25 protein-coding genes are annotated in these 24503 nt (G+C 40.8%); 7 read left to right on the top strand and 18 right to left on the bottom strand.

What is annotated here, in order from left to right; all coding sequences use genetic code 11:
• Nucleotides 1–17: 17 nt before the first annotated feature.
• Together copZ and ACWODM_RS02370 are read right to left on the bottom strand one after the other, a co-directional pair.
• Nucleotides 18–230 (bottom strand): copper chaperone CopZ, encoded by a 213-nt coding sequence (copZ, locus tag ACWODM_RS02365; RefSeq protein ID WP_455319766.1) that lies wholly within the window; start codon nucleotides 228–230, stop codon nucleotides 18–20.
• Nucleotides 227–679: a CopY/TcrY family copper transport repressor gene (locus ACWODM_RS02370; protein WP_455319767.1), complete on the bottom strand. Its 453-nt coding sequence runs from the start codon at nucleotides 677–679 to the stop codon at nucleotides 227–229. Before ACWODM_RS02370 ends, copZ begins: the two co-directional genes overlap by 4 nt.
• Before the next feature lie 185 nt (nucleotides 680–864).
• Between ACWODM_RS02370 and ACWODM_RS02375 the strand changes: the two genes are divergently transcribed.
• Nucleotides 865–1755, top strand: coding sequence for an SDR family oxidoreductase (locus tag ACWODM_RS02375; RefSeq protein ID WP_455319768.1), 891 nt, complete (start codon nucleotides 865–867; stop codon nucleotides 1753–1755).
• A gap of 66 nt (nucleotides 1756–1821) precedes the next feature.
• On the opposite strand, the gene ACWODM_RS02380 is transcribed toward ACWODM_RS02375, so the two are convergent.
• The 6 genes from ACWODM_RS02380 to map all read right to left on the bottom strand — a co-directional run bounded on the left by ACWODM_RS02380 (nucleotide 1822) and on the right by map (nucleotide 7203).
• Nucleotides 1822–2577: an ABC transporter permease gene (locus ACWODM_RS02380; RefSeq protein WP_455319769.1), complete on the bottom strand. Its 756-nt coding sequence runs from the start codon at nucleotides 2575–2577 to the stop codon at nucleotides 1822–1824.
• A complete protein-coding gene (locus ACWODM_RS02385) occupies nucleotides 2574–3329 on the bottom strand; it encodes an ABC transporter ATP-binding protein (protein WP_455319770.1) in 756 nt (251 codons plus the stop codon). The genes ACWODM_RS02380 and ACWODM_RS02385 overlap by 4 nt, the downstream gene beginning before the upstream one ends.
• The gene (locus tag ACWODM_RS02390) at nucleotides 3313–4254 is read right to left on the bottom strand and encodes an ABC transporter substrate-binding protein (protein ID WP_455319771.1); all 942 of its coding nucleotides are present in this window, start codon (nucleotides 4252–4254) and stop codon (nucleotides 3313–3315) included. The genes ACWODM_RS02385 and ACWODM_RS02390 overlap by 17 nt, the downstream gene beginning before the upstream one ends.
• A 97-nt stretch (nucleotides 4255–4351) precedes the next feature.
• Nucleotides 4352–5485, bottom strand: a complete 1134-nt coding sequence (locus tag ACWODM_RS02395; protein ID WP_455319772.1) for a glycosyltransferase family 4 protein — start codon at nucleotides 5483–5485, stop codon at nucleotides 4352–4354.
• Nucleotides 5485–6417 carry a YihY/virulence factor BrkB family protein gene (locus ACWODM_RS02400; protein WP_455319773.1) on the bottom strand — a complete coding sequence of 311 codons (933 nt, stop codon included), beginning with the start codon at nucleotides 6415–6417 and terminating at the stop codon, nucleotides 5485–5487. The genes ACWODM_RS02395 and ACWODM_RS02400 overlap by 1 nt, the downstream gene beginning before the upstream one ends.
• A gap of 21 nt (nucleotides 6418–6438) precedes the next feature.
• Nucleotides 6439–7203 carry a type I methionyl aminopeptidase gene (gene map / locus ACWODM_RS02405; RefSeq protein ID WP_455319774.1) on the bottom strand — a complete coding sequence of 255 codons (765 nt, stop codon included), beginning with the start codon at nucleotides 7201–7203 and terminating at the stop codon, nucleotides 6439–6441.
• A 164-nt stretch (nucleotides 7204–7367) separates the two neighbouring features.
• On the opposite strand from map, the gene ACWODM_RS02410 reads away from it, so the two are divergent.
• On the top strand, nucleotides 7368–7808 hold the full coding sequence (locus tag ACWODM_RS02410) for a flavodoxin (RefSeq protein ID WP_455319775.1): 441 nt from the start codon (nucleotides 7368–7370) through the stop codon (nucleotides 7806–7808).
• A 52-nt stretch (nucleotides 7809–7860) separates the two neighbouring features.
• On the opposite strand, the gene ACWODM_RS02415 is transcribed toward ACWODM_RS02410, so the two are convergent.
• Nucleotides 7861–8445: a TetR/AcrR family transcriptional regulator gene (locus tag ACWODM_RS02415; RefSeq protein ID WP_455319776.1), complete on the bottom strand. Its 585-nt coding sequence runs from the start codon at nucleotides 8443–8445 to the stop codon at nucleotides 7861–7863.
• Between the two features lie 550 nt (nucleotides 8446–8995).
• Between ACWODM_RS02415 and ACWODM_RS02420 the strand changes: the two genes are divergently transcribed.
• Nucleotides 8996–10231, top strand: a complete 1236-nt coding sequence (locus ACWODM_RS02420; protein ID WP_455319777.1) for an aminopeptidase — start codon at nucleotides 8996–8998, stop codon at nucleotides 10229–10231.
• Nucleotides 10232–10346: 115 nt separating this feature from the next.
• On the opposite strand, the gene ACWODM_RS02425 is transcribed toward ACWODM_RS02420, so the two are convergent.
• From ACWODM_RS02425 to ACWODM_RS02445, 5 genes are all read right to left on the bottom strand, one after another.
• Entirely contained in the window at nucleotides 10347–10586 is a 240-nt protein-coding gene (locus ACWODM_RS02425) for a hypothetical protein (protein ID WP_455319778.1), read from the bottom strand.
• 13 nt (nucleotides 10587–10599) lie between these two features.
• Entirely contained in the window at nucleotides 10600–12609 is a 2010-nt protein-coding gene (locus ACWODM_RS02430) for an FtsX-like permease family protein (protein ID WP_455319779.1), read from the bottom strand.
• Nucleotides 12610–12611: 2 nt separating this feature from the next.
• On the bottom strand, nucleotides 12612–13370 hold the full coding sequence (locus ACWODM_RS02435) for an ABC transporter ATP-binding protein (protein WP_455319960.1): 759 nt from the start codon (nucleotides 13368–13370) through the stop codon (nucleotides 12612–12614).
• A 130-nt stretch (nucleotides 13371–13500) separates the two neighbouring features.
• A complete protein-coding gene (locus ACWODM_RS02440) occupies nucleotides 13501–14508 on the bottom strand; it encodes a sensor histidine kinase (RefSeq protein WP_455319780.1) in 1008 nt (335 codons plus the stop codon).
• The gene (locus ACWODM_RS02445) at nucleotides 14498–15190 is read right to left on the bottom strand and encodes a response regulator transcription factor (RefSeq protein ID WP_455319781.1); all 693 of its coding nucleotides are present in this window, start codon (nucleotides 15188–15190) and stop codon (nucleotides 14498–14500) included. Before ACWODM_RS02445 ends, ACWODM_RS02440 begins: the two co-directional genes overlap by 11 nt.
• A 192-nt stretch (nucleotides 15191–15382) precedes the next feature.
• Here ACWODM_RS02445 and ACWODM_RS02450 point away from each other — a divergent pair, with 192 nt between their 5' ends.
• Complete coding sequence (locus ACWODM_RS02450; RefSeq protein ID WP_455319782.1) at nucleotides 15383–16030, top strand: metal-dependent transcriptional regulator; 648 nt, start codon at nucleotides 15383–15385, stop codon at nucleotides 16028–16030.
• A gap of 79 nt (nucleotides 16031–16109) precedes the next feature.
• Nucleotides 16110–17630, top strand: coding sequence for a glucose-6-phosphate dehydrogenase (gene zwf / locus ACWODM_RS02455; RefSeq protein ID WP_455319783.1), 1521 nt, complete (start codon nucleotides 16110–16112; stop codon nucleotides 17628–17630).
• A 137-nt stretch (nucleotides 17631–17767) separates the two neighbouring features.
• Here the strand turns inward: zwf and ACWODM_RS02460 are convergent, their stop codons facing one another.
• Entirely contained in the window at nucleotides 17768–18013 is a 246-nt protein-coding gene (locus ACWODM_RS02460; RefSeq protein WP_455319784.1) for a hypothetical protein, read from the bottom strand.
• Nucleotides 18001–18330: a hypothetical protein gene (locus ACWODM_RS02465; protein ID WP_455319785.1), complete on the bottom strand. Its 330-nt coding sequence runs from the start codon at nucleotides 18328–18330 to the stop codon at nucleotides 18001–18003. The genes ACWODM_RS02460 and ACWODM_RS02465 overlap by 13 nt, the downstream gene beginning before the upstream one ends.
• 178 nt (nucleotides 18331–18508) lie before the next feature.
• Here ACWODM_RS02465 and istA point away from each other — a divergent pair, with 178 nt between their 5' ends.
• On the top strand, nucleotides 18509–19744 hold the full coding sequence (gene istA, locus ACWODM_RS02470; RefSeq protein ID WP_455319786.1) for an IS21 family transposase: 1236 nt from the start codon (nucleotides 18509–18511) through the stop codon (nucleotides 19742–19744).
• Nucleotides 19745–19753: 9 nt separating this feature from the next.
• Entirely contained in the window at nucleotides 19754–20503 is a 750-nt protein-coding gene (istB, locus tag ACWODM_RS02475) for an IS21-like element helper ATPase IstB (protein ID WP_455319787.1), read from the top strand.
• A gap of 212 nt (nucleotides 20504–20715) precedes the next feature.
• Here the strand turns inward: istB and ileS are convergent, their stop codons facing one another.
• On the bottom strand, nucleotides 20716–23514 hold the full coding sequence (gene ileS, locus ACWODM_RS02480; RefSeq protein WP_455319788.1) for an isoleucine--tRNA ligase: 2799 nt from the start codon (nucleotides 23512–23514) through the stop codon (nucleotides 20716–20718).
• A 294-nt stretch (nucleotides 23515–23808) separates the two neighbouring features.
• Entirely contained in the window at nucleotides 23809–24492 is a 684-nt protein-coding gene (locus ACWODM_RS02485) for a DivIVA domain-containing protein (protein ID WP_455319789.1), read from the bottom strand.
• Nucleotides 24493–24503: the final 11 nt, after the last annotated feature.

Genomic DNA, 24503 nt, shown 5'->3' on the forward strand with positions numbered 1-24503 from the left:
TCAATAAAAAGGTTCTTTTATTTTAAGAGGCTTGCTTCGTAACCAGTCTCTTTAACTGTTTCAATAATTGACTCAGTCGATGTCTGAGTTTCATCGAATTTGACGACACCATTTTTCTTTTTCAAATGGACTTTGACCTTTTGTACCCCTGGCAACTCCGACACAGCCTTTTCTACACGGGCAACACAATGCTCACAGCTTAGTCCTTCGATAGCAAATTTTTGTTTCATGATACAGCTTCCTCCTCTTGTTTACAGTGGCACTGACCTGGCAGACAGTCACAGGCGATCGACGAGACTGCTTGTTTTTCCGACAGTACTTGCTGAATCGTTTCTATATCGTCAACCGTCAGATCGACTTCACTGATCCAATCAGCAATCGTCTTTCCTGCTTTGACAGCACAAATGTGAGAAAACAAATTAGCTGTTGCACTGCGAACGGTCTCTTCTTCTGTTATGAGGGCAGAATAGACGAACTTTTTCCCTACTTGTTCAGTATGCAAAACATCTTTTTTAACGAGTCGTCCCAGCAATGTTTTGACCGTTGCGATCTTCCAGCCTTTTGACTCACTCAGCAGTTGACTGATTGTTGTCGCATCTACCGCTTTTTTATGCCAAACGACACGCATGATCTCCCATTCAGAATCACTAATTTTCACTGGTTCTTTTGTTGTTCTCATTTGTCATGCCTCCTTCAACAATAAGTTTACATCTGTAATCGAATTTTGTCAAAGGAATTATTTTGGCGACGATGATCCTTGCTCTTTCACCAATTGTCCATGATGGGTCACAAATCAAAGAGGGTCTCTTTTTCATTATTGAAGGACTTACTATAAAATAGTAGATAACGAAAGGAGCGAATCACATGACAGAACCTATTTTAACAGATCCAAGAACGTTGTATCACACGGAAAAATTTGTAAAACAGGATCAAGATACGCCTGCCTTACAAGACAAAATGGAACCAAAACCAGATTGCGGAGAAGAAAGTTATCACGGAAGCGAAGAATTAAAAGATCGTCGCGTTCTGATCACAGGCGGAGATTCTGGAATCGGACGTGCTGTTGCGATCGCCTATGCTAGAGAAGGAGCCGATATTGCCCTTCAGTTCTTTCCTGGTGAAGAAAAAGACGCAGAAGAAGTGGCGACTTATATCCAAGAAGCCGGTCGCAAAGTCGTCCTTCTCCCTTATGATCTGCGGGAGGAAGGCGCTGGCAAAGAAATCGTAGAAAAAGCGGTGAAAGGTCTCGGCGGTTTAGATACCCTTGTTTTGAATGCGGCACAGCAGATTGCTCGTAAGAAAATCTCTGATTTACCAATGACACAGGTCAAAGACACCTTTACTGTCAACATCATTTCTATGTTTGAAACAGTCAAGACAGCTGAATCGTACTTACCTGCTGGTGGTGCAATCGTGACGACAACCTCTGTTCAAGGCTTTGATCCAAGTCCACACTTAATGGATTATGCAGCAACGAACGCGGCCATCGTCAGCTTTACGGTTAGCTTGGCGAAGCAATTTGCTGAAAAAGGTATTCGCGTCAATGGCGTTGCTCCTGGTCCGATTTGGACACCGCTTCAACTAGATGGTGGACAACCAAATGAAGAACTACCAGAATTTGGTCAGGAGGCTTTGATGGAACGAGCAGGACAGCCCGTCGAATTGGCCCCTGTTTATGTTTTTTTAGCTTCGAATAAAGCCAGCTACGTGACGGCACAAATTTACGGTATTACTGGTGGACAAGCAATCAACTGATAACCTATAAATAAACAGCTCTAAATGTCTGACTGCTGAGGTCAGCACATTTAGAGCTGTTTTTATTTACAGTTTTTTTTGCCATTTGAATAGGACAGCAGCTAGCAGATCCATCAACCCAAATAGTAAGAAACCAAAGCTACTCAAAATCAAAATACCGGCATACATGGCTGGGTAATCCATTCTCGTCCAAGAATCCATAATAAAATACCCCATGCCAAACTCTGTGCCATAATTTTCAGTAAAAAATAAAATCGAGAGCGCTGTGCCTAAAGAGACACGAGTCGCACTGAAGATCGCCGGCAAGGTCGCTGGAAAGGTAATGGCTGTAAACTGTTGCCAACGACTTGCTTGTAGACAACGATAGACATCGTATTCATTTTTTGGTACCTCTCTGACTGCGTCTCGGACAGCGATCGTTACTTGAGGTAACACGATCAAAATGATCATCACGATTTTCGATAGATCCCCTAAACCTCCGAGTAGCATAACAATCGGCAATAGAGCCATCTTGGGTATCGGATAAGTCAAATAGATCAACGGGTCAAAGAACGGATTCCATTTTGGAAAACTGCCCATCGTCAAACCTAACAAAAATCCTCCCGCAATCGAATAGCCGATTCCTAGCAACACCCGATAAAAACTGGTTTGCAGATGTTGTAAAATGCCTTCTCTGAATAATTCTGGCAGTCTTTGAAGTACTACGAATGGTGAAGGAAGCAATGGCTTGGCCAGCAAGACACTGCTCATCCACCAAATCCCCAGTAGTAAAGCCGCCGCGGTCACAGCTCCAATGAGTGGACGAACAGATTGTTTCTTCACTCTTCGATCTCCTTTCGCAAACGTAGCGACGTCTGAAAAAGTGTTTCTGAACGACGATAACGATCAAGATCAGTTTTCTTTTGAAAAGGTGAAGGAAACAGCTTTTTAACGGTTCCGGGATTGCCTTGTAGAATGATCACTTCATGTGCCAACAGCAGTGCTTCCTCGATATCATGTGTTACAAAGACCGTCAAACGGGGAGCTTCTTGCCAACATTCCAAAAACAAGCGCTGGGCTTTTTCTTTGGTGAAGGTATCCAGAGCAGAAAAAGGCTCATCCATCAGCAGCACCTCACTGCGACTGGCAAGTCCTCGGGCGATCGCTACCCGTTGTTTTTGACCGCCACTCAGTTGGTTCGGATATTTATGGGATAACTCTGTCAGTGCCATTTGCTCAAAAAAGCGCTGTAGCTCTTCTTTGTCTTCTGCGATCAGCTTTTTTCCTTGGCTGATCTTCCGTCCTTCAGACACCGCTTGCCCTGCTGTTTGCCAAGGAAGCAAGCCATAATCTTGCGGAACGATCGAAATTACTGCTTGCTTCGGAGAGCTTCCTTTCAGCAAGAGTTCTCCTTTTGAAGGTTCTTTCAATCCAGCCAATAAATGCAGCAAGGTGGTCTTGCCTGCCCCAGAAGGACCAATCAGTGCATAGATTTTTTCTTTCTCCAAAGAAAGAGAGATCTCCTGCAAGATCGTTTGTTCTTCAATCTTATAGGATATCTGGTTCAGTTGAAAAAGATCATTGGAAATAGACATCGCTCAATACGTCCTTTGGTTCAACCTCAATGTTTAAAAGACCTTTATCCTTTGCCCATGTAAAGGCCTGAGTCACCTCTTCTTCTGTGACTTGACTTGCTTGCGGATAGTCAGGAACAATGATTTGGTCGATCATCGCTTCAGGAAAACCGATTTTATCCACAAATAGCCCAATATATTCCGATTCATCTTGTTCTTTCATCCAAGTGACAGCCTGGTTGTACGCCTCATACATGCCCTGCAAAGCCGTTGCTTTTTCATCGATGACCTCCGTTGTGAAGCAAAGCACAAATGGATTCAAGCCAACTTCTCTGGTTGAGCCTAAATTATGCATACCTTCTGCAGCAGTCATCGTTACGAAAGGCTCTGGTAAAATCGCAGCAGCGGCCTGTTGGTTCTGCAATAATTCGACACGACTAGGAACTTGCGGTACTTCAATGAAACGAACATCCTCTGTTGAGAGTCCTGCTTGTGCTAAAATAGCTTCCGCAGCGTATTCCGGTCCTTGATTTTTCAAAATAATGATTTCTTGGTCCTTGAGTTCTTCCAGTGATTGATGTTCCGTACTGGCGACTAAGTCAAATTGACCATAGGTAGAGCTAGTGATCTGGATATCCATTCCTCCCTGTAAATAGGTAGAAAATGCGATCAGATCCGAATTGATCCCGTCTACTGTCCCCGATTGGAAAGCGGCATCGCGGTCTTTTGCAGATTTGAAGGTTTCCAGCTCGATATTCACACCATGCTCTCGATCAAAACCTTGCTCATGGGCAACGATCAACGGCATATTGTCTGTCGAAGGCATCACACCGATCTTCACTGTTGTGATCTCCTCTGAACTAGAAGACGTTGCTTCATCCGTATTTCCACAGCCTCCTAAAAACAATGTGCCCGCCAAAATGAAACTTAAAACGATTTTTTTCATTTAAACACGTTCCTTTCTAAATAATCTCATCTGTTATATTTTACCATGTATTTTTCTGAACAAAAAAAAAACATTTATCATTTGACTGATAAATGCTTTATTTTTCTTCTTTTGTCTCTTCCTCTGTGCCATGCAACACCTTTTGCCGATATCTACGGTTACCTAAAAATTTCAAGCTACGCATCAACGGTTGACGATTCTCTCCTACGAGACCAATCAGTTCAATAAACAATTCTAGACCGATCGTCGTACTGATGATCAAAAGAATGATCGCCCAAGTACTCGCATAATTCATTAATAAGGCGATAAACGAAAATACTAACGCCATCGCATAGATCGTCAAGACGGCTCCTCGATGAGTAAAACCCAGTGAGAGTAAACGATGATGCAAATGCATTTTGTCTGCAGATGAGATCGGCTGATTGTTGAAACGACGACGAATCATCGCAAAGACCGTGTCCGTGATCGGTACTCCTAAAATAAACATTGGAGTCAATACAGAGATAAAGGTCGCATTTTTTAATCCTTGAAGCGAGAAAACCGCGATCATGAAACCTAAAAATAAGGCCCCAGTATCTCCCAGAAAAATCGTTGCCGGATGGAAATTATAGGGAAAGAACCCTACGATCGCTGCTACCAATGAAAAAATCAGGATCGCCAACGTCACACCATTGCCCGGCAGGAAGAAATAACTGACCAATCCGATCGTTGTTAAAGCAATTATAGAGACTCCGGCTGCCAGTCCGTCCAATCCGTCAATCAAATTGACCGCATTGGTGATCGCCAAGATCCATAAAATAGTCAACGGTAAACCTAACCAGCCTGTGTGAAAAATACCCATGAAGGGAATCGAGATCGTACTGATACCGATATCTGCCACAAAATAAATGACCAAAGCGGCGGAAGTCAGACCGATCGTTTTTTGCAGCGGACTCAGCTCATAAATATCATCGATCAAACCGGTCAAAACAACGATTAGCGCACCTAAAAGCATCGGCCAGATCCGGTGGACACTCAAAGTATCGCTGAATTCCCATAAAACAGCGATCGAAAAAGAAAGAAAAATACTTAATCCACCCGCTGTTGGCATCGTTGTTGTGTTGATCTTGCGTTCTCCCGGACGGTCGACCGCACCAATTTTAAAGGAAAGCAATTTAATTAACGGTGTCAAGATGATTGAAAGTAACATCGTCATAAAAAGCCTAACAATAAATTGAAATGTAAATCCCATCAACTTTTCTCACTTTCATCTTCTTTATTACCTAATTTTTTCAACCCTGATTTTACTTTGTCCATTGGGTCCGTTCGTTCAACGACTTCTCCACCAACAAATTCTTCGACTACCGCATTGATGATTCCACCTAAAATAATGATCATGGCAGCAAAGTTTAACCATAACATCAAAACAACGAAGCTTCCGATGATTTGATAGCCGCTGACTCTAGCAGCAAAATATTTTGCATACAGACCAAACACTTGAGAAAGGAGCATCCAGCCAACGGTCGCAAAAGCGGCTCCCGGTAATACGGAACGCCAGCGTACTTTTACGTTCGGCACGATCCAGTAGATCACTCCCATGATCACCAGCATCGTGATGATCGTTAACGGCCATTTGACCGTTTGGAAGGTCGAAATGATATTGTCTGAAAATTGGAAGATAGGCTGCAGACTGTCCAGAATCAGTTTTCCTGAACCAACCACGATCGTTACTCCTACAATCGCAATAAGTAACAAGACGATAATAAATACAGAGACGATACGAGTGATAATAAAATTCCCTCGCTCTTCAACTCCGTACACTTTGTTTAACGCTTTTTGGAGTGCATTGATACTTTGACTGGCAGACCATAGTGTAGCAATCGCTGAAATAGACAATAAGCCACCCGATCCCTGTGTCAAAAGATCCTGAATCGCTGGTCCTAAAAATTCATAGACCGTTTCTGGAATGATCTCCTGCAGATAAGGTAAGACAGTGTTCGGATCGATCTCCAAAAATGGTAAGACATTCCCCACTGCGATCAACAACGGAAACAATGACAGCAACAAATAATAAGCAACTACGATTGAATAGTTGGTCATCTCAGACTCTGTTACACGAGCTTGCACCGTCTGTATGAAGCGTTTAAGATCTTTATTTGCACTAAATTTTTTTAATAGATTCATGACCTTCTCCTTTACTTGAAATCAGTATGTGCCTTCTTCTCCTTGAGAGGTCAGAATACGAGGGCCTTCTTTTGTGATGGCCAAGCTATGTTCATACTGACAACTCAATCCGCCATCCAAAGTGTAGGCTGTCCAGCCATTTGGATCCATCCTCATTTTCCAAGTTCCTGTATTGATCATCGGTTCAATTGTGATCACCATGCCTTCTTTCAGGCGCAAGCCTTTGCCAGCTTCTCCATAATGGGGAACTGCCGGACTTTCATGGATCGTAGGACCAATGCCGTGACCGATAAAATCACGGACCACTCCGTACCCTTCGCCTTCCGCATAGGTTTGGATCGCATGACCAATGTCACCGATACGGTTGCCGACCTGTGCTTGCTCGATCCCTAAATACAAAGCTTTTTTAGTGACTTCCATCAACCGTTTTACTTCCGGTGAAGGTTCTCCAACTGAATAAGTCCAACAAGAATCGGAGATTGCGCCTTTTAGATCGATACACATATCAACTTTGATCAAGTCGCCTTCCTTCAAAACTTTTTTACGTGGAAATCCATGACAGATCTCATCATTGATACTGCAGCAAGTCGCATATTTGTAGCCTTCAAAGCCGATCTGTGCTGCTACACCACCGTGACTCTCAATATAATGACGAACGAAAACTTCAATGTCCCAACTTGTGATTCCTGGTTTGATGAATGTTCTTAGTTCTTTATGGACTTTGGCCAATAATGCGCCGGATTCAGCCATACGCTCGATTTCTCTCTGTGATTTTAATGTAATCATTTTATCTAATTCCCTTCGTTTAAATCTCATCTATTTTACCATAGGAAGCTATTTTTTTCCAAATTCCTTCTACTGACTTGAAGAACAGTTCACATATTCTAAATATTTTGCTATAATCAACGGTGGAACGGAACGTTGATCAAGAGATAAAATAGGAGGACATCATGACCTTAGCAAAAATCGTTTATGCAAGTATGACCGGAAATACCGAAGAAATCGCCGATATTGTCGCTGAGACAATGGAAAATATGGGGATCGATGTTGAAATAGAAGAATGTACACAAATCGATGCGGAGGATTTTGAAGAAGCAGACATTTGTGTGGTAGCATCTTATACATACGATGAAGGAAGTCTGCCCGATGAGATCATGGATTTTTATGATGACTTACTAGAACTGGACCTTTCTGGAAAAATCTTTGGTGTCTGTGGTTCAGGAGACACTTTTTACGACTTCTTTTGTAAAGCAGTCGACGATTTTGAAGCAGCCTTCTTAAAAACAGGGGCAACAAAAGGCGCAGACGGTGTAAAAGTTGATCTTGCTGCCGAAGAAGAGGACATCCAAAATCTCGAAGCATTTGCAAAAAAATTAGTGGAACAGTTATAAAAAAGAGTTAAAAAGTAGGCATCGTCACTTTTCTTTGTGACGATGCCTGTTTTTAACGTTGCAATGATTTGAAAGACAAATCGATTGGCTCTTGCTTTTTCATAATCTGGAAAGAATTTTCCAATAGTTCGATCGTTTCCTCGCGAGACAAGTCCACGATACTAGAGGAGGTCAATGCTGCCAACCCAGTCACAATGATCCAAAAGCCCATATAGACCGACTGAAGTCGTTTCTCTGACAATTCTTCGTATTCAGTTCCCTTGATCACCGAACCAACAAAATATTCATAGGAATATTCTTTGATATCCCCTACACTAACTTCACCTTCTAGAAAGAGAGCTTTGTATAGCTGCTTTTCCTTATTGGCAAATTCGATACAGTTCAACCCCAAATCGATCAGTCGATTACCGGTCACTTCTTTTTTTAATAACTTAGTCAGCACATTGTTTGTGATCTCTGTGACCAAGACATTCTTCAAATCATCCATGTTCTTGAATTCCAAGTAAATCGGCTGGGTGGAACACTTCATTTTTGCTGCAATATTTCTAGCAGTAAAACGAGAAAACCCTTCTTTTGCGACAACTTCGTAAGCAGCATTCAAAATCTGGTCTCTTGTGATTGTTTTTTTTCTAGCCATGGTCATCGGTCTCCTTATCTAAATTATCTACCGCTTTCATAAATGCTTTTCATTCATTCTAACATGTTTTCATCATAATTCAAATCTCCTTATTTATTTTCCAATAAAAAAAACGATTCTTATTGTTTTTTTATCATTCTTACAATCCACAGCAAGTTTCCTGTGGGAAGATCTTGTCTGATGTCAATCGTGAAACGTAGCGGACAGCAATTTTCTTGAGGAATCAACTGTCGATCTGCCTCAGCTTTGCTACAAGTTACAGTTGACTTTGAATAGCCCTGCTCAGCTACAAGAACCGTTTGTTTCAGCATAACCATGAGCCCCAGTATACTGCTTGTTTCTTTTCAAGTATTAAATGTCTGCCATCATCCTACTGGCTTGATTCTTCTGTTAAGAAGAATTGGCTGACTGCATTGTATAGTGTAGCGATTCTCTCTAAAAACAACTATAAATGATCGCCATCTTTTCCATTAAACGTCCCTCTCTTCTATTTGTTTTGATTTTTACTTAGTGTTATGATAATAACAGATTATTTTAGGGGGCAAACAAAATGGTTTTACCAAAATTCAACGAATATCTTGAAAAATATGCACAACTGATTGCTGAAGTCGGAGTCAATGTCCAAGACTCACATACAGTTGTTTTGCAAATCAGTGTGGATCAAGCGCCACTCGCCCGTTTGATCACCAAAGAAGCCTATAAATTAGGAGCAGCTGAAGTCATCGTTCAATGGACCGATGACACTGTACAAAAAGAATTTCTAACACATGCCGCAGAGGAACGCTTGAAAAATATCCCTCAGCACAAAGTCGATCAAGCCGATGATTGGATTGCTAAGGGTGCTAGTCGCATCAGCATTGTGTCGTCTGATCCAGGTTCATTAGCTGGCGTTGATCCAGAACGCGTGGCAGCTTACCAATTGGCCGCTGGCAAAGCGATGCACAATCTACGAATCGCCACACAAGCAAACAAAGTCAGCTGGGTCGTAGCTGCTGCAGCTGGTAGCAAGTGGGCACAACAAGTCTTTCCAGAGCTTTCTGCAGAAGAAGCAGAAGATGCTCTGTGGGATCAAATTTTCAAAACAACACGTATCTATGCAGAAGATCCTGTTGCGGCTTGGAAAAAACATGATCAAACACTACAAACCAAAGCGGATGAATTAAATGCAGAACAATTCGATTCCTTGCACTACACAGCTCCAGGAACAGACTTGACCATCGGCCTACCACAAGATCATTTGTGGGAAGGTGCTGGCAGTCTAAATGCACGAGGAGAAAAATTCATGGCGAACATGCCAACAGAAGAAGTCTTTACCGCACCGGACAGCCGCCGTGTGGATGGCTACATCTCAAGCACAAAGCCGTTGAGTTACGCCGGTACGATTATTTCTGGCATGACCTTTACCTTCAAAGACGGCAGGGTCGTTGATTTCTCTGCTGAACAAGGAGAAGACGTTTTAGCAAAACTGTTAGAAACAGATGAAGGCGCAAAACATCTGGGCGAGGTCGCTCTAGTTCCAGATCCTTCACCGATCTCTCAGTCTGGAATCACTTTCTTCAACACTTTGTTTGACGAAAATGCTTCGAATCATTTGGCACTGGGTTCTGCTTATGCTTTCAATCTACAAGGTGGAACGGAAATGACCGAAGAAGAATTAGTCAAAGCTGGTTTGAACCGAAGCCAGACACACGTTGACTTCATGGTTGGATCAGCAGAAATGAACATCGATGGTGTCCGCAAGGATGGGACAACTGCTCCGATTTTTAGAAACGGTGATTGGGCATAAATCAATTATTTAAGAGAGAGACCTCGGTGTCCTCTCTTTTTTTGTTTCTATTTAATAGATGTTTACTAGAATAGCTGCAAAAAAAAAGAAGCCAGTTTTGACTTCCTTACGTTTTTTACCAGACATTCAATTGTTGGGCGATCTGTGCATCCTGCTCTTTACTGATACCAATATTGATGTTGACTGCGCCTTTTCTTCTGCACCAAATGGCCTGCAGTAGGATCGGGATCGCCTCCTCATTAATTTTTGAAAGCTGCAACGTCTGGTCCACTGAGGTTGCAGTCACTGTTGGATTTGTTTGGACATAGTTTTGCTGAGCTTCATTCCAAACAAAAAATCCTGTGGAAGCCTCCATCAACATCCCTCCATTAAGCTTGCCGCTCAACGATCCGATAATACACTCGCGACGTTTGCAAATAAACCAGAAAATAAGCCAAACTAAATACTGCCACTGAGATTCCTGTGATCCAATAGTACAAACGCGGATTGTGAAAACCAAACATCAGCAGCAATTTTTGAATGAGCGGCGATGCAAAGGCTAGATGGATCCCTGCCAGTAAAATAGGAAAAAGAAAGACCATCAAGACTTGACTGTGGATCGTTTGTTTGACTTCTTTGTGACTCATCCCCACTTTTTGCATGACTTCAAAGCGGTAGGCATCCTCATAGCCCTCCGAAATCTGCTTGTAGTAAATGATCAAAGCCGTCGCCGCAGTGAAAGTGAGACTGAAGATCAGACCGATAAACAAAAAGCCGCCGGTAAAATCAGAGATCTCATTTCTTCTTTGATCGATCGAGGAAAGACTAGCATAGTCCTCTTCCTGATCAGGTACATTTTGAGCCTCCTGATTCAATTGCGATACAAAATCAGCTACCGCTTGAACAAAATGTTCCCGCTGTTTGGCGGTTCCTGAGAAATTATAATCCAGCCGTGTACCAATCACGACATTCGCTGATTCGTCAAAGCTGGCTGCCAATTGATGGACTACCGTTTGATCTTTTACGATCAGCGTGTAATCGTCAAGCATCATTGCTTCATGATTGGCAAAAGGCAGCTCAGACAATTTCTCTTTGATCTGGAATGTTTGGTCAGCAATGGTGATTTCTTGATCCAGTTTTTCTGAAGGCGAGTATAGATACACCTCTTGTGCTTCAAGTGTCAGTGCTTCTCCAGTCAATTGCTGATAATCTGCCAAAGTCAGTACTTCGATCGCCGATAAGTCAGCGCTCGAATCGCTTGGTGTCTCTCTAAAAAAATCGCTGGAGACAGCTGTGAACTGACTACCCTTTCTCAACAGTAGAGGTAGTGTCAGATTTTCTTCAAAAGTATACAAGTCTTCCGTCTTCACCGGATGCTCCTCAATGATTTTCTCTAACGCCGGTTCAATGGAGCTATCTGGTACTTGTGTAGTGATCTCAAGATCAAAAGGATGCTGATTGCGCAAACTATCTTCTTGACCGACATATAGACCGACTGTCGAAGAGACCGTGACTAGGACCATCGTACTCAAAATACAAATACTCGCTAAGCCGGTACCATTTTGTTTCATTCGATAAAGCATTCCTGAAAGATTGACAAAGGCTTTCGGACGATAATAGATAAACGGCCGATTTTTCAGTAATTTTAACAAGGCTACACTAAACGAAACCATCGTTGCATAGGTTCCTGCAATCACAAAAATGATCGCAATAAAGAAAATATATAAGCTTTCTAGCGGTGAGGTCGTCTTGAGGGCTAAATAATAACCAATACCCAAACAAATCAATCCTAGGACACTGTTGATCCAATTCGCTTTTGGTTCTTTCTCTCCCTGATTCTTTCCTTTTAACAAATCAATTGGACTAGTTCGTATCAAGGAAATAATATTGACCACAAAGAGTGCAAAAAAGATTCCCAACATCAAGAGAAGAGTCTCTCGAAACATTCCGCCAGACAATTCAAAAACAAAGTCTGCTCCATAACCGGTCAATTTCTTCAAAATCAGAAAAAGATACTTGGAAAAAATACTGCCAAACAACAAACCTGTTCCTACAGTCACTAGGTAGCTGAGAATGCTTTCTATAAACAGCATCCAGCCGATTGCTTTTTTATCTAGACCTAGAACATTGTACAAGCCCAGTTCTTTCTTGCGATTTTTGTTTAAGAAACCATTCGTGTAAAAAGCAAAGATCAAAGAAAAAATCATGATCACCACAGCACCAAAACCAAACATACTCCGCACGGCTTGTGCTCTTGGCATGGCAGCTAAGCCTTCGTTCATTAAAATGACTCGCATCAAAAAATTGAGCATGACGACAAAGAACATTGAAAATAGAAAAGGAAAATAGATCGGCTTGTTTTTCGTTATATTTCTTGTGGCTAATTTAATATAAAACATGGCTACACCTCTTCTTTAAGTAGCACGGAAACCGTTTGAGCGATCTCATCCATAAAGGTCAGCTGCTCGCGTTCCCCTCGATATAGTTGATGGAAAATCTTTCCGTCTTTAATGAATAGCACTCTTTTGGCATGACTAGCAGCTAATACACTGTGCGTCACCAGCAAGATCGTTTGACCCTTGTCATTGATTTGATCAAACAGCTGTAACAACTGCTGTGCTGATTTTGAATCGAGTGCTCCCGTCGGTTCATCCGCCAGTACGATATCCGGATCAGTAATTAACGCACGAGCCACGGCCACTCGTTGTTTCTGCCCACCTGAGATCTCATAAGGAAACTGTTTCAACAGCGAACTGATCGACAACTGATTGGCTAAGGGCTCCAATCGCTGGATCATTTCTTTCAGCGGAACGCGAGACAAGACCAATGGCAATAAAATATTGTCCTGTACATTGAAGGTATCCAATAAGTTAAAATCTTGAAAAACAAAGCCTAGATGCTCTCTGCGAAACTGAGCCATCTTTCCTTCTGCAATCGTTGATAGCTCTTGCTGTTTCAATAAAATCGTTCCCGTTGACGGCTTGTCCAAAGTCGCTAAAATATTCAACAAGGTACTTTTACCCGAACCTGACTCTCCCATCACAGCGATATATTCACCGGCGTCTACAGTAAATTCAATATTTTTCAAGGCCTCCACCGGATGCTGACTCAACCGTGGATGATACACTTTTTTTATGTTTTTCACTTTTAATAATTCCATCATTCCATTCCTCCGTTTCTATTTTCAGTTTAAAGGAGGACAAGGAGAAAAAACAGTGACAATCCCGGGGTCCAAAACTACATTTTTGTCACATTGAAAAAAGCTGGTGATTCTCAACTACCAGCTTGCTCTATTCAACTTGCAGACTTGCGGGCAAGGTGAGACAGACCTCTGTCCCCTGATTGATCGTTGACGTAATGTCCAGCGTGATCCCCAACTGATCGGCAATTTCTCGACACATATACAAGCCCAAGCCACTAGATCCTTCATGATTGTGTCCATTAAAACCAGTATATCCCCGTTCAAACACCCGAGGAAGATCCTCTGGCAAAATTCCTTGTCCTGTGTCCTTCACTCGGATCTGCTGTGGATCATCCTCTGGTGAGTAAATACAGATCGAACCTGTCTGGGTATATTTGATGGCATTGAAAACAATTTGTTCTAGTAGAAAGGAGAACCACTTTTTGTCTGTTGTCACCGTCTGTTCCAAATTCACCAATTCGATCTCGAGGTCTTTATAAATAAAGAATCGGGCATATTTTTTGATCAGATTTTTGACGATTGGTTGATACTCGACGGTCTCAAAACGAAAGTCCTGCTGAATCGATTGTAGACGAAGATACTGCAACATCATATCTAAATACTGCTGAATTTTAAAAGCCTCTTCCTTCAGCGCTTGCTTCTCCTTACTTTCCATCATTTGAATCAGTAAGTCGATTGATGCTAGTGGTGTTTTGATCTGATGGCTCCAAAGAACAGAGTAATCCAGCAAGTCTTTTTCTTTTTGTTCATAATTTTCTTCGGTCTGTTTCAACTGTTCTTGGATCTTAGCCAACAGCTGATGATAATCTTGTTCCAAAAGAGTCGCTTTCTGCAGGATACTAAGTTCATACAGCTGTTTTTGCTGGATAGCAGACTGCAGGTGTTGATGTTTCCTCCACAGACGAAGACCACGCCACAAAAGAATCAAGAGCACAACTGGTCCTGTAAACAGCAGGGTGTCTAAATAAATCGATAGCGGGATCTCATGAAAATAAAGCGTGCTCCCCAATAAGCCAACGATCAGTAAATACATTGCAAGGAACCAACTGTTTTCTTTGATCACTTGCCACAGAAAACGCCATAGATTATTTTCCATCCGGCATCACCAACATATAACCAATTCCTTTTAACGTTTGAATTGTATGTGACAGACCGGCATCGGCTAGCTTTTTACGCAAACGTGTCATATTGACCGTTAAGGTATTTTTACTGATAAATTCTTCACTCTCCCACAGCTTCTCCATCAGCTCTTCTTTTGTAACCTTCTGTTCTGCATGTAAAAATAATTGTGACAGCAGTTTTGTTTCATTAGGAGTCAATGAAATGACCTGCTGCTGATAATACAGTTCATGTTCAACCAAAGAGAGTGACAATTCGCGATAAACCAGGAGCTGTTCCTGCTGATTAAATTGATAGGTCCGTCGAAAGGTTGCCTGGATCTTCGCCACCAGCAACTCTAAATCAAAAGGTTTCGCAATAAAATCATCCGCCCCCAAATTCATCGCCATCAGCATATTCATCTTGTCACTGGCTGAAGATAGAAAAATAATTGGCACCGTCGAGTGTTTTCGAATCTCCTGACACCAATGATAACCACTATAAAAAGGAAGTGAGATATCCAGAATCACTAGCTGTGGCTGCAACTGCTGAAACTCTGCTAAAACATGCTGAAAGTCCTGTACGACCGTTGTTTGAAATTGCCACTTTTCCAGTCCTGCTTTGGTCAAGCGAGCAATTTTTTCATCGTCTTCTACCAGTAAAATTTTTTGTCCTTGCATATACTTCCTTCTCTCTGTTTTTCCATATTATTATTCAGTATAGCTTTTAGCAGACCCGATTGTAAATTGAAAACTGACTCTGTTCTGATTTCTCTTCATTTTGACTATTTTCTTCATTTTCTCAACCATTTTGCATAGTAAAAAGTCTAAAATTTTGATAGAATTTACATCATATGGAAGGGATGAATACGAATGACACCTAATCGTGAAGATTATCTAAAGCTTATCTTGGAGCTCGGTGGCGATCAAGAGCAAATCAGCAACAAAAAAATCGTTTCTGGTTTGGCTGTCTCTGCAGCATCCGTCAGTGAAATGATTTCCAAACTCGTCAAAGAGGACCTTGTCAAACACATCCCATATCAAGGGGTGCAGCTGACCGAATCAGGCTTAAAAAAAGCCAGTTCATTGATTCGCAGACATCGACTTTGGGAAGTTTTTTTAGTGGAGCATTTAAATTATTCTTGGAATGAAGTACATGACGATGCGGAAGTTTTAGAACACGTCACATCTTTGACTCTGGCTCGGCGTTTAGAAGCCTATTTGAATCATCCTGAGTATTGCCCACACGGCGGTATGATTCCCAAAGAAAGCCAAACGATTCATGAGAAAAAAAGAGAGACCCTCACTTCTTATCCCGTCGGCACTCAGATCCGAATCGCTCGTGTTCTGGATGAACGTGAACTCCTTGATTATCTAGTTGCGATCGATTTAAAGATTCACGAAGAATATGAGATCGTTGATGTTGCTGCCTACGAAGGACCGATCACCATCAGAAACCAAGAGAAAACTCTTGCGGTCAGCTATAAAGCTGCCAATACAATCTTCGTAGATAAACTGTGAAACTGCAGCCTTCACAGAGCAAAAAATTTACGTTTTTACTAGAATAAATTACTTAATACGAACTATAGGAGTGAATCAAATGAACGAAAAAAAGGTTTTATTTACTATTTTTGGTGGTACGGGTGATCTAGCCCAAAGAAAATTGTACCCTTCGCTATTCCGTTTATATCGCAAAGGTGATCTGGTTGAATCATTTGCGGTGATTGGAACAGCCCGTCGTCCGTGGAGTGACGAAACCTACCGAAACATCATCAAAGAAACGATCGCTAGCTTGGATCCTACGGAAGAAGAAGCCGATGCTTTTGCTTCTCACTTCTACTATCAATCCCACGATGTTCAAGATACGGAACATTATGACACATTGAAAAAATTAGCTGACGAGCTGGACGAAAAATATGATCTGGAAGGCAACCGCCTGTTTTATCTGGCCATGTCTCCTAATTTCTTTGGTACGATCGTCTCTCATTTGAAATCTCAAGGCATGTTGGATTCCAAAGGTTACCATCGGGTGATTATCGAAAAACCTTTTGGTACGGACTACGAAACAGCCAGTCAGTTGAACGAAGAAATCACTCAAGTGTTCCAAGAAGAAGAGATCTACCGAATCGATCATTATCTTGGAAAAGAAATGGTTCAAAATATTTCTGCGATTCGTTTTGCAAATAGTATTTTTGAATCATTATGGAGCAATCGCTACATTGATAACATTCAGATCAACATTGCTGAAGATCTTGGAGTAGAAGAACGTGGCGGCTACTATGACCAGAGTGGTGCTTTGAAAGATATGGTCCAAAATCATATTCTTCAAGTTCTTTCGCTGCTTGCGATGGAACCACCAGTTGCTTTTTCTGACAAAGAAATCCGTGCAGAAAAAATCAAAGCTCTTGAAGCTGTTCGTGTCTATACAGCAGAAGAAGTTGCCAAGAACTTTGTTCGTGCTCAATATGGTCCAGGCTCTATGGAGGGGCAAGACTATACTGCTTACAAAGAAGAACTGAACGTTGATCCAAATTCTTCAACAGAGACCTTTGTTGCAGGTAAATTTATTATCGATAACTTCCGCTGGTCAGGCGTTCCATTTTATGTGCGTACTGGGAAACGTTTAACTGAAAAAGGAACACGTATCAATATTGTCTTTAAACAAGTCCCTGTCAATGTTTTCAAAGACTCTGTTGGAGGATCCTGTGAACAAAAACAATTGTCTCCAAATGTGCTAACAATCTATATCCAGCCAACAGAAGGCTTCTCGCTTTCTCTTAATGGAAAGGAAGTTGGGCAAGGTTTCAATATGTTGCCGATTCGTCTAGAACACCGCAACAGCGCAGAGATCATTGAGAATACGCCAGAAGCCTATGAGAAATTGATGTTGGACTCTCTGAATGGTGACGGAACCAACTTTACTCACTGGAAAGAAGTCGCTCAGTCTTGGCATATCGTAGACGTGATTCGCCAAACATGGGATCAAGACCCTTCCGAATTGCCTCAATACTCAGCTCGCTCAATGGGACCGAAAGAAGCCTACGAGCTATTAGAAAAAGACGGTTTCGAGTGGATTTGGGCCCCTGATGAATGGTACCGCAAACGAGATTTATTATCATAAGACAAAGAAACGAGGAGTAACCTATGGCGGTTATCTCCTCGTTTTGCATTTGTAGTAGTATGTTCTCCACACTCACCTGAATGGGACAGTCTGCTGATAAAAACTTTTTAAAAGAATTCTCTGCTTCTTTTGAAAAATCACTCCATGGAAAGTTCAGTGAAATGATTCCCTTCAAAGTCTGCTTCAAATTCGAAATCTTGACGTTCGCCAGTGACATTAGAACGAAGAAGTCCCTCATCGACAAACTTACCAAATCTCACTGAAATTTGTATTTCTCTATTTTCATCTAATTCATAATTGCCCTCTTCCAAATATATTGATATTTTTTGGTAGAATTCAGTGAGCCCCTGTATCGGAACTTCCTTTATTTCTAAGCGATCCACAGTATCAGACGTTTTGTAGGTCTGTCTTTTCTCCACTTCTGAAAAAATCTCGTGCCATCATAACGATAGTAATCATAATAGGATGTTTGATTGGGATCTTCAATGATCGCAAGGATCGAATCATTCGATACATTCAATAATGTAAAATAAATTTGCTGTCCCTCAAAATCGACTGACAATTCCTGAAAGACTTGATCTAAATGCTCCTCGTCCTCTAATAGTGTTGATCTTTTACCAATATATCCTCGGGTTTCTCCCCCCATTCGAAATGTTACATAATAGCGAAGTTCTCCAGTGACAAATAAATAGACTGTCATCAGTACGGTCATTCCTAACAGAATAGACACCAGCTTAAGAAAAAATTTTTTTCATGCAACCACTCCTTATCCATACTGTAAATGGCGATAGTAAAATGTAGGAAAACCGCGATTAAGAATTGTCGGTTTTCCTACATTTTTATTTTATACTTTTCTTATCATGATTAAGGAGGTACACATGGTAAGAAAAGACATTTATGAAGGAGTGCAGATATACGTGAAACAAGGAATAAAACCAAATTATGCCGAAATTGCCTGGCAATACAACTCAGATTATCGAACAGTAAAAACGGCTTATGAAAAACTTTCTTCTAGAAAAGACGACCCTCAAAAGGAAGAAATCATCAAGCCTTCTCGACCAAGCAAATTGGATCCATTCAAAGAAATTATCCATGATAAATTGGCTTTAGGATGCAGTGCCAAAGCTATTTATAAATTTATTGAAAAACACGGTTTTGAAGGGAAATATATGATTGTAAGAGAATATTGTAAACACCACAAAGCAGACAAAATAAAACAAACGACTATTCGAGTGACACATCATCCAGCACGTTCAGCTCAGGTAGATTGGAAAGAAGAAATAAAATTAGTTAGTAAGCATGGAGAAGTTTTTCAATTCAATATTTTTCTCTATGTCCTCTCTTATTCAAAAAAGAAATTTATTACACTTACCTTTGATCGTAAACAAGACACATTGTTTGAATGTTTAGATGAGGCCTTTTACCACACTGGTGGTGTCCCGCAAGAAATATGGTTTGATAATATGCGTACCGTCGTTGATCGTTCAAGAACGCAATTTACAACCGTGCATTTCAATGAACGGTTCTATGAATTTAGTAAAGATGCCGGTTTTAACCCGATTGCTTGTCGTCCCTATCGATCACAAACAAAAGGGATTGTAGAATCTCTAGCTCGAACGATGGAACGGTTGCGGGTTTACAACGACGAATTTTATGATGGCACAGACTTGATTCGAATCATTAATGATTTTTGTGCGGAACTCAATCAAGAAGTTTCGCAAGCAACCAATCGGATTCCCAATGAATTGTGGGAGGAAAAAGAAAAAGAGCACCTCCATCTTCTACCTGACCATCTACTAAATCCTTATTTTGAAGATGATATTCGCCGTATCGTCTCCAAAGAATCTATGGTGCAGTTTAGAAAATGTAAGTACTCCGTCCACCCTAAGTATATAGGTTGTGAAGTCATTTTGGAAGTCTCAGAGACAGAAGATAAAGTAAAAATATATTACAATGGCGAAGAGATTCGCATGCATCCATTGTCCATCCAACCTTTAAACTACCATCGAGAAGATATGACCACTATTCTAAAATCGGATGTTTTCAAACATCGAACAGAAGATGAAATCGAACAGTATATTGAAGAATCACTTACACAATACGATGTGCTTTAGGAGGAATCTATGAGTAATCACCAGCAATTAATTGTAAATTTTGACCGCTTAGGCTTACAACGAATCAAAGAATATTTTCCCAATTATTTAGAGGTTGTCAACAATCAGTCTATCCCTTTTACAGAAGCCCTTTTGGAATTGACCAATCAAGAGCTTCTCTACAAACACTCGAAAAAAATCGATCGCGCTTTAATTAAAGCCAGATTTCCCAAAATTAAACGGATGATCGATTTTGAATTTGGTTATCAACCAAGTATCAATAAGAAACAGATGCTTGATTTACAACATTTAGCGTTCTTAGAAAAACAAGAAAATATTCTTTTTATAGGTAGTCCTGGTGTTGGAAAAGACCATCTAGCGATTAGCATCGGTGTTTCTGCTTGTGAACAAGGTGTTCGTACACTGTTTATCAATTGCCACGAATTACTTTTGAGATTACAAACAGCCTATGAAAATGGCACCATAGAACGTGTCATGAAAAGATATAGCAACTATGAGCTTCTCATTATTGATGAAATTGGTTATTTACCCATCCAAAGGCAAGAAGCCGATCTTTTGTTTCAGTTAATAAATGTACGTTATGAGCGTCATTCAACGATTTTCACTACCAACTCTAATCTTTCGGGTTGGAGTGAAGTCTTTAGAAATCCTACGGCGACAGCAGCCATTTTGGATCGTTTAGTTCACCATTCTCAAATTTTTAAAATTACAGGAAAATCCTATCGATTGAGAGATTATCAGGAAAAGCAGCAAAAATAAAAGATTCAAACCGCTTTTTTCCTACAATTCCTAACCGCCCTAAACCTACAAATTTAAACCGCCCTTGACATCCATACATTTATTTCCTACTTTCAGTATAAATTAGAGAAAATTCCTAAACAATAAAAACATTGCTATTTACATTTTTCGAACCTTTTTTTAACCACAAAAAAACTGAAAGACAGGTTTAGACTGTCTCTCAGGTTCATCTATTATTTTGTTTCAAAGCCTTCTGCTACAGCTTCTGGAAATTCTTTTTCCACTACTTCTGCACAATGTGAGCATAGAGTTGGCAAGGCTTCATTAGAACCAACGCTGTTCTTCACTTGACGACAACGATCACAAACTTCACCTTCTGCTTTTTCAACTAAAATGGCTCCATTTTCAAATTGTTGCGCGCTTGCGGGAACTTCTGTTCCAACAGCTTTCACTTCGAAGAAATCAGGAGATACGATCAGTAATTGCGCTAAATCCGTATCTACAGCAGTCAATAGTGTCGACAAGGTTTCATTTGGATAAATCGTTACTTTCGCTTCTAAAGATTTTCCAATTAATTTTTCGTTACGAGCGACTTCCAATGCTTTTAGAACATCGTCACGGAAATCCATAAAGGCAGCCCACGTGTCTAACAATTCTACTTGATTTGGGTACTCTTGATAAGCTGGGAATTCAGCTAATTGCACGTATTCCTCTTCTTCTTTCAGATGTGACCAGATCTCTTCTGCTGTATGCGGAATAATCGGTGTCAATAATTTAGACAATACCACAGCAGCCTGATAGAAAACAGTTTGCATGCAACGACGTTGATAATCATTTTCTGCTTCGATATAAACGACATCCTTCGCAAAATCCAAGTAGAAAGATGATAGCTCAACTGTTAGGAAATTCATGACTGTCCGATAAATGTGCAAGAAGTTATACTTCTCATAACCATTTTCACGGATCTCTTTGATCACTTGATTCAAACGAACGGTCATATATTTATCGACTGAACGTAAGTCTTCAAAAGCAACAGCATCTGTTTTAGGGTCAAAATCAGTTGTGTTTGCCAAAAGGAAACGCATCGTATTACGAATTTTACGATAAACTTCAGATACTTGATTTAGAATCTCCATTGAGACACGGACGTCTGATTCATAATCAACACTACTTACCCATAAGCGTAAGATGTCAGCACCCATTTGATTGATGACTTTGCTTGGAACGATTGTATTTCCTAGTGATTTACTCATTTTACGACCTTCTCCATCCAAGGCAAAACCTTGTGATAAAACAGCCTTATAAGGAGCAACACCATTAATAGCCACACTTGTAGTGATACTTGAGTTAAACCAACCACGGTACTGGTCAGAACCTTCTAAATACATGTCTGCTGGGAAGCTAAGATCTTCTCTTTGACGTAACACAGCTTCATGAGAAGAACCTGAATCAAACCAGACGTCCATGATATCTGTTTCTTTCGTAAATTCACCATTTGGAGAACCAGGATGAGTGAATCCTTCTGGTAGTAGGTCCTTGGCTTCACGTTCAAACCAAACGTTTGAACCGAATTTTCCAAATAATTGAGCGACATGCTCAGTTGTTTCTGGTGTAATGATTGCTTCACCGTTCTCAGCATAAAAAATTGGTAGTGGTACGCCCCAAGCACGCTGACGAGAAATCACCCAGTCGCCACGATCACGAATCATGTTGTACAAGCGTGTTTTACCCCATGGAATGATCCAGTCTACTTTTTCGATCTCGTCCAGAATATCCTGACGGAACTTATCGATAGAAGCGAACCATTGCGGTGTTGCACGATAAATCACTGGTTTTTTCGTACGCCAGTCATGTGGATAACTATGTGTGAAGAAATCCAATTTCAACAAAGCGCCTTTTTCTTTCAATAGATCAGTGATCATCGGATTGGCTTTATCATAAAAAATCCCTTCAAAACCAGGAGCTTCATCTGTAAAGCAACCACGATTATCTACCGGAGAAATCACTTCTAAACCATAGCGACGGCTAACAATGTAGTCATCTTCCCCGTGTCCAGGAGCGGTGTGGACCAAACCAGTACCAGCATCCAAGGTTACATGATCACCTAACATCACTAATGAAGTACGATCATAGAATGGGTGTTGTGCCGTCATGTTTTCAAACTGATCCCCAGCAAGCTCTTGTAAAACAGTGACTGTTTCCCAGCCAATCTCTTTTTGAACAGTTTCCAGCAAGTCTTTGGCAACGACAAATTTACGTCCATCTGCTTCGACATGCACATAAGTGTACTCTGGATTTACAGAAATTCCTAGATTTGCCGGCAATGTCCATGGAGTCGTCGTCCAAATCACAAAGGCCGTCTCTTCATTCAATAAGTCTTTACCATCTGCTACTTGGAAAGCAACATAAATCGATGGAGATTTCACGTCTTTGTATTCAATCTCAGCTTCAGCTAGAGAAGACTCACTTGATGGTGACCAATAGATTGGTTTCAAGCCTTTATAGATATAGCCTTTTTCAGCCATTTTACCAAATACCCGGATTTCAGCTGCTTCGTAATCAGGGGTCAAAGTGATATATGGGTTTTCCCAATCTCCCGCCACACCTAAACGTTTGAAATCTTCACGTTGTGTATCAACTTGCGTCAATGCATAGTCATAACATTTTTGACGATATTCAGCCATTGACATCTCTTTACGTTTGATTCCTTTGTTCGTCAATACCTGCTCGATCGGCAAGCCATGTGTATCCCAGCCCGGAACATATGGTGCACGGTAGCCAGACATTGATTTCGAGCGGATAATAATGTCTTTACTGATCTTATTCAGTGAATGTCCAATATGGATATTGCCGTTTGCATAGGGAGGACCATCATGTAAAACAAAACTCGGTTTACCTTCGTTTAATTTTTGACGCTGTCCGTAAATGTCTTTTTCATCCCATTCTTTTTGCCATTCGCCTTCACGATTTGGCAAATTTCCACGCATTGGAAATGCTGTTTTTCCTAAATGCAAGGTTTCTTTCATTTTCATCGTTGCATGCTCCTTTTTTTTTCTTATAATCTAACTTTGTAAGAGATACAAAATAAAAAACGTCCGTGCCTATGCCTAAGCACAGGGACGAACGTGTCGTGGTACCACCCAAAGTTTAAAAACAATTTGTTTTTCTCTAGTGATCATTAACGAGATCAATCGTTGATTCCTACTTTATTCAAAATCAAGACCAGTAGATGATCTGGCAAATCGCAGGGTTTTTTCGGGCTTCCACTCTCCCCGATTCGCTTGAAAAATACCATTTGCTTTTCTGTTCTACCTGTTGTTTTTTATTTATTCTTTTTCAGATACTTCAACGACTTTTTGATCTGCTTCAACAATTGAGATATCTGCTTCCTCTGAGTTTACTTCAGATGTATTTTCATTGTCAAGCTCTTTAGACAGAACTTCGCGAATGACTTCGTGACTATCTTGAACATAGCTTGAGAATGGTGCTAAGATCTCTTCCCATTCAGGACTCTTGACTTGCTCCAATTGTGCTTGTAGCATGACACTCAAGTTGTTGTGGAAGACTCTTGTTTTCTTCTTCAAATCATTGGTTTCTGTTGCTAGCTGACGAGCATTGTTTGTTGCTTCTTCCAAAATTTCTTTAGCTTTTGCTTCAGCAGTCGTCGTCAACTCGTAGGCACGTTTTTCTGCATTCGCCACCAGTTCATCGGCTTTGTTTTGCGCAGAAGTCACGATAACCTCTGATTCTTTGCTAGCACTTGTTTTCACTTTGTCTGCTGTATCTTGTGCCACAATGATTGACTGGTTCAACGCATCTTTCAATTCATTGAAATATTCCAGTTTTTCTTCTGCATGACGTAAGGCTTTTTCAAGCTCGCGATTTTTTTGGACTGCATCTTCATAATCTCTAACAACTAAATCTAAAAAATCATCTACTTCGTCTTTTTCGTACCCTCTCATTTTTACCGGGAAACTTTTATTTTGAATATCTAATGGAGTCAATGCCATCTTTTTACACC

The organism is Enterococcus olivae, from assembly GCF_053760925.1.

Coding starts and splice junctions, on each gene's coding strand:
- copZ (WP_455319766.1), bottom strand. CDS start 230: ATGAAACAAAAATTTGCTATCGAAGGACTAAGCTGTGAGCATTGTGTT.
- ACWODM_RS02370 (WP_455319767.1), bottom strand. CDS start 679: ATGAGAACAACAAAAGAACCAGTGAAAATTAGTGATTCTGAATGGGAG.
- ACWODM_RS02375 (WP_455319768.1), top strand. CDS start 865: ATGACAGAACCTATTTTAACAGATCCAAGAACGTTGTATCACACGGAA.
- ACWODM_RS02385 (WP_455319770.1), bottom strand. CDS start 3,329: ATGTCTATTTCCAATGATCTTTTTCAACTGAACCAGATATCCTATAAG.
- ACWODM_RS02390 (WP_455319771.1), bottom strand. CDS start 4,254: ATGAAAAAAATCGTTTTAAGTTTCATTTTGGCGGGCACATTGTTTTTA.
- ACWODM_RS02395 (WP_455319772.1), bottom strand. CDS start 5,485: ATGGGATTTACATTTCAATTTATTGTTAGGCTTTTTATGACGATGTTA.
- ACWODM_RS02400 (WP_455319773.1), bottom strand. CDS start 6,417: ATGAATCTATTAAAAAAATTTAGTGCAAATAAAGATCTTAAACGCTTC.
- map (WP_455319774.1), bottom strand. CDS start 7,203: ATGATTACATTAAAATCACAGAGAGAAATCGAGCGTATGGCTGAATCC.
- ACWODM_RS02410 (WP_455319775.1), top strand. CDS start 7,368: ATGACCTTAGCAAAAATCGTTTATGCAAGTATGACCGGAAATACCGAA.
- ACWODM_RS02415 (WP_455319776.1), bottom strand. CDS start 8,445: ATGGCTAGAAAAAAAACAATCACAAGAGACCAGATTTTGAATGCTGCT.
- ACWODM_RS02420 (WP_455319777.1), top strand. CDS start 8,996: ATGGTTTTACCAAAATTCAACGAATATCTTGAAAAATATGCACAACTG.
- ACWODM_RS02425 (WP_455319778.1), bottom strand. CDS start 10,586: ATGGAGGCTTCCACAGGATTTTTTGTTTGGAATGAAGCTCAGCAAAAC.
- ACWODM_RS02430 (WP_455319779.1), bottom strand. CDS start 12,609: ATGTTTTATATTAAATTAGCCACAAGAAATATAACGAAAAACAAGCCG.
- ACWODM_RS02435 (WP_455319960.1), bottom strand. CDS start 13,370: ATGGAATTATTAAAAGTGAAAAACATAAAAAAAGTGTATCATCCACGG.
- ACWODM_RS02440 (WP_455319780.1), bottom strand. CDS start 14,508: ATGGAAAATAATCTATGGCGTTTTCTGTGGCAAGTGATCAAAGAAAAC.
- ACWODM_RS02445 (WP_455319781.1), bottom strand. CDS start 15,190: ATGCAAGGACAAAAAATTTTACTGGTAGAAGACGATGAAAAAATTGCT.
- ACWODM_RS02450 (WP_455319782.1), top strand. CDS start 15,383: ATGACACCTAATCGTGAAGATTATCTAAAGCTTATCTTGGAGCTCGGT.
- zwf (WP_455319783.1), top strand. CDS start 16,110: ATGAACGAAAAAAAGGTTTTATTTACTATTTTTGGTGGTACGGGTGAT.
- ACWODM_RS02465 (WP_455319785.1), bottom strand. CDS start 18,330: ATGACAGTCTATTTATTTGTCACTGGAGAACTTCGCTATTATGTAACA.
- istA (WP_455319786.1), top strand. CDS start 18,509: ATGGTAAGAAAAGACATTTATGAAGGAGTGCAGATATACGTGAAACAA.
- istB (WP_455319787.1), top strand. CDS start 19,754: ATGAGTAATCACCAGCAATTAATTGTAAATTTTGACCGCTTAGGCTTA.
- ileS (WP_455319788.1), bottom strand. CDS start 23,514: ATGAAAATGAAAGAAACCTTGCATTTAGGAAAAACAGCATTTCCAATG.
- ACWODM_RS02485 (WP_455319789.1), bottom strand. CDS start 24,492: ATGGCATTGACTCCATTAGATATTCAAAATAAAAGTTTCCCGGTAAAA.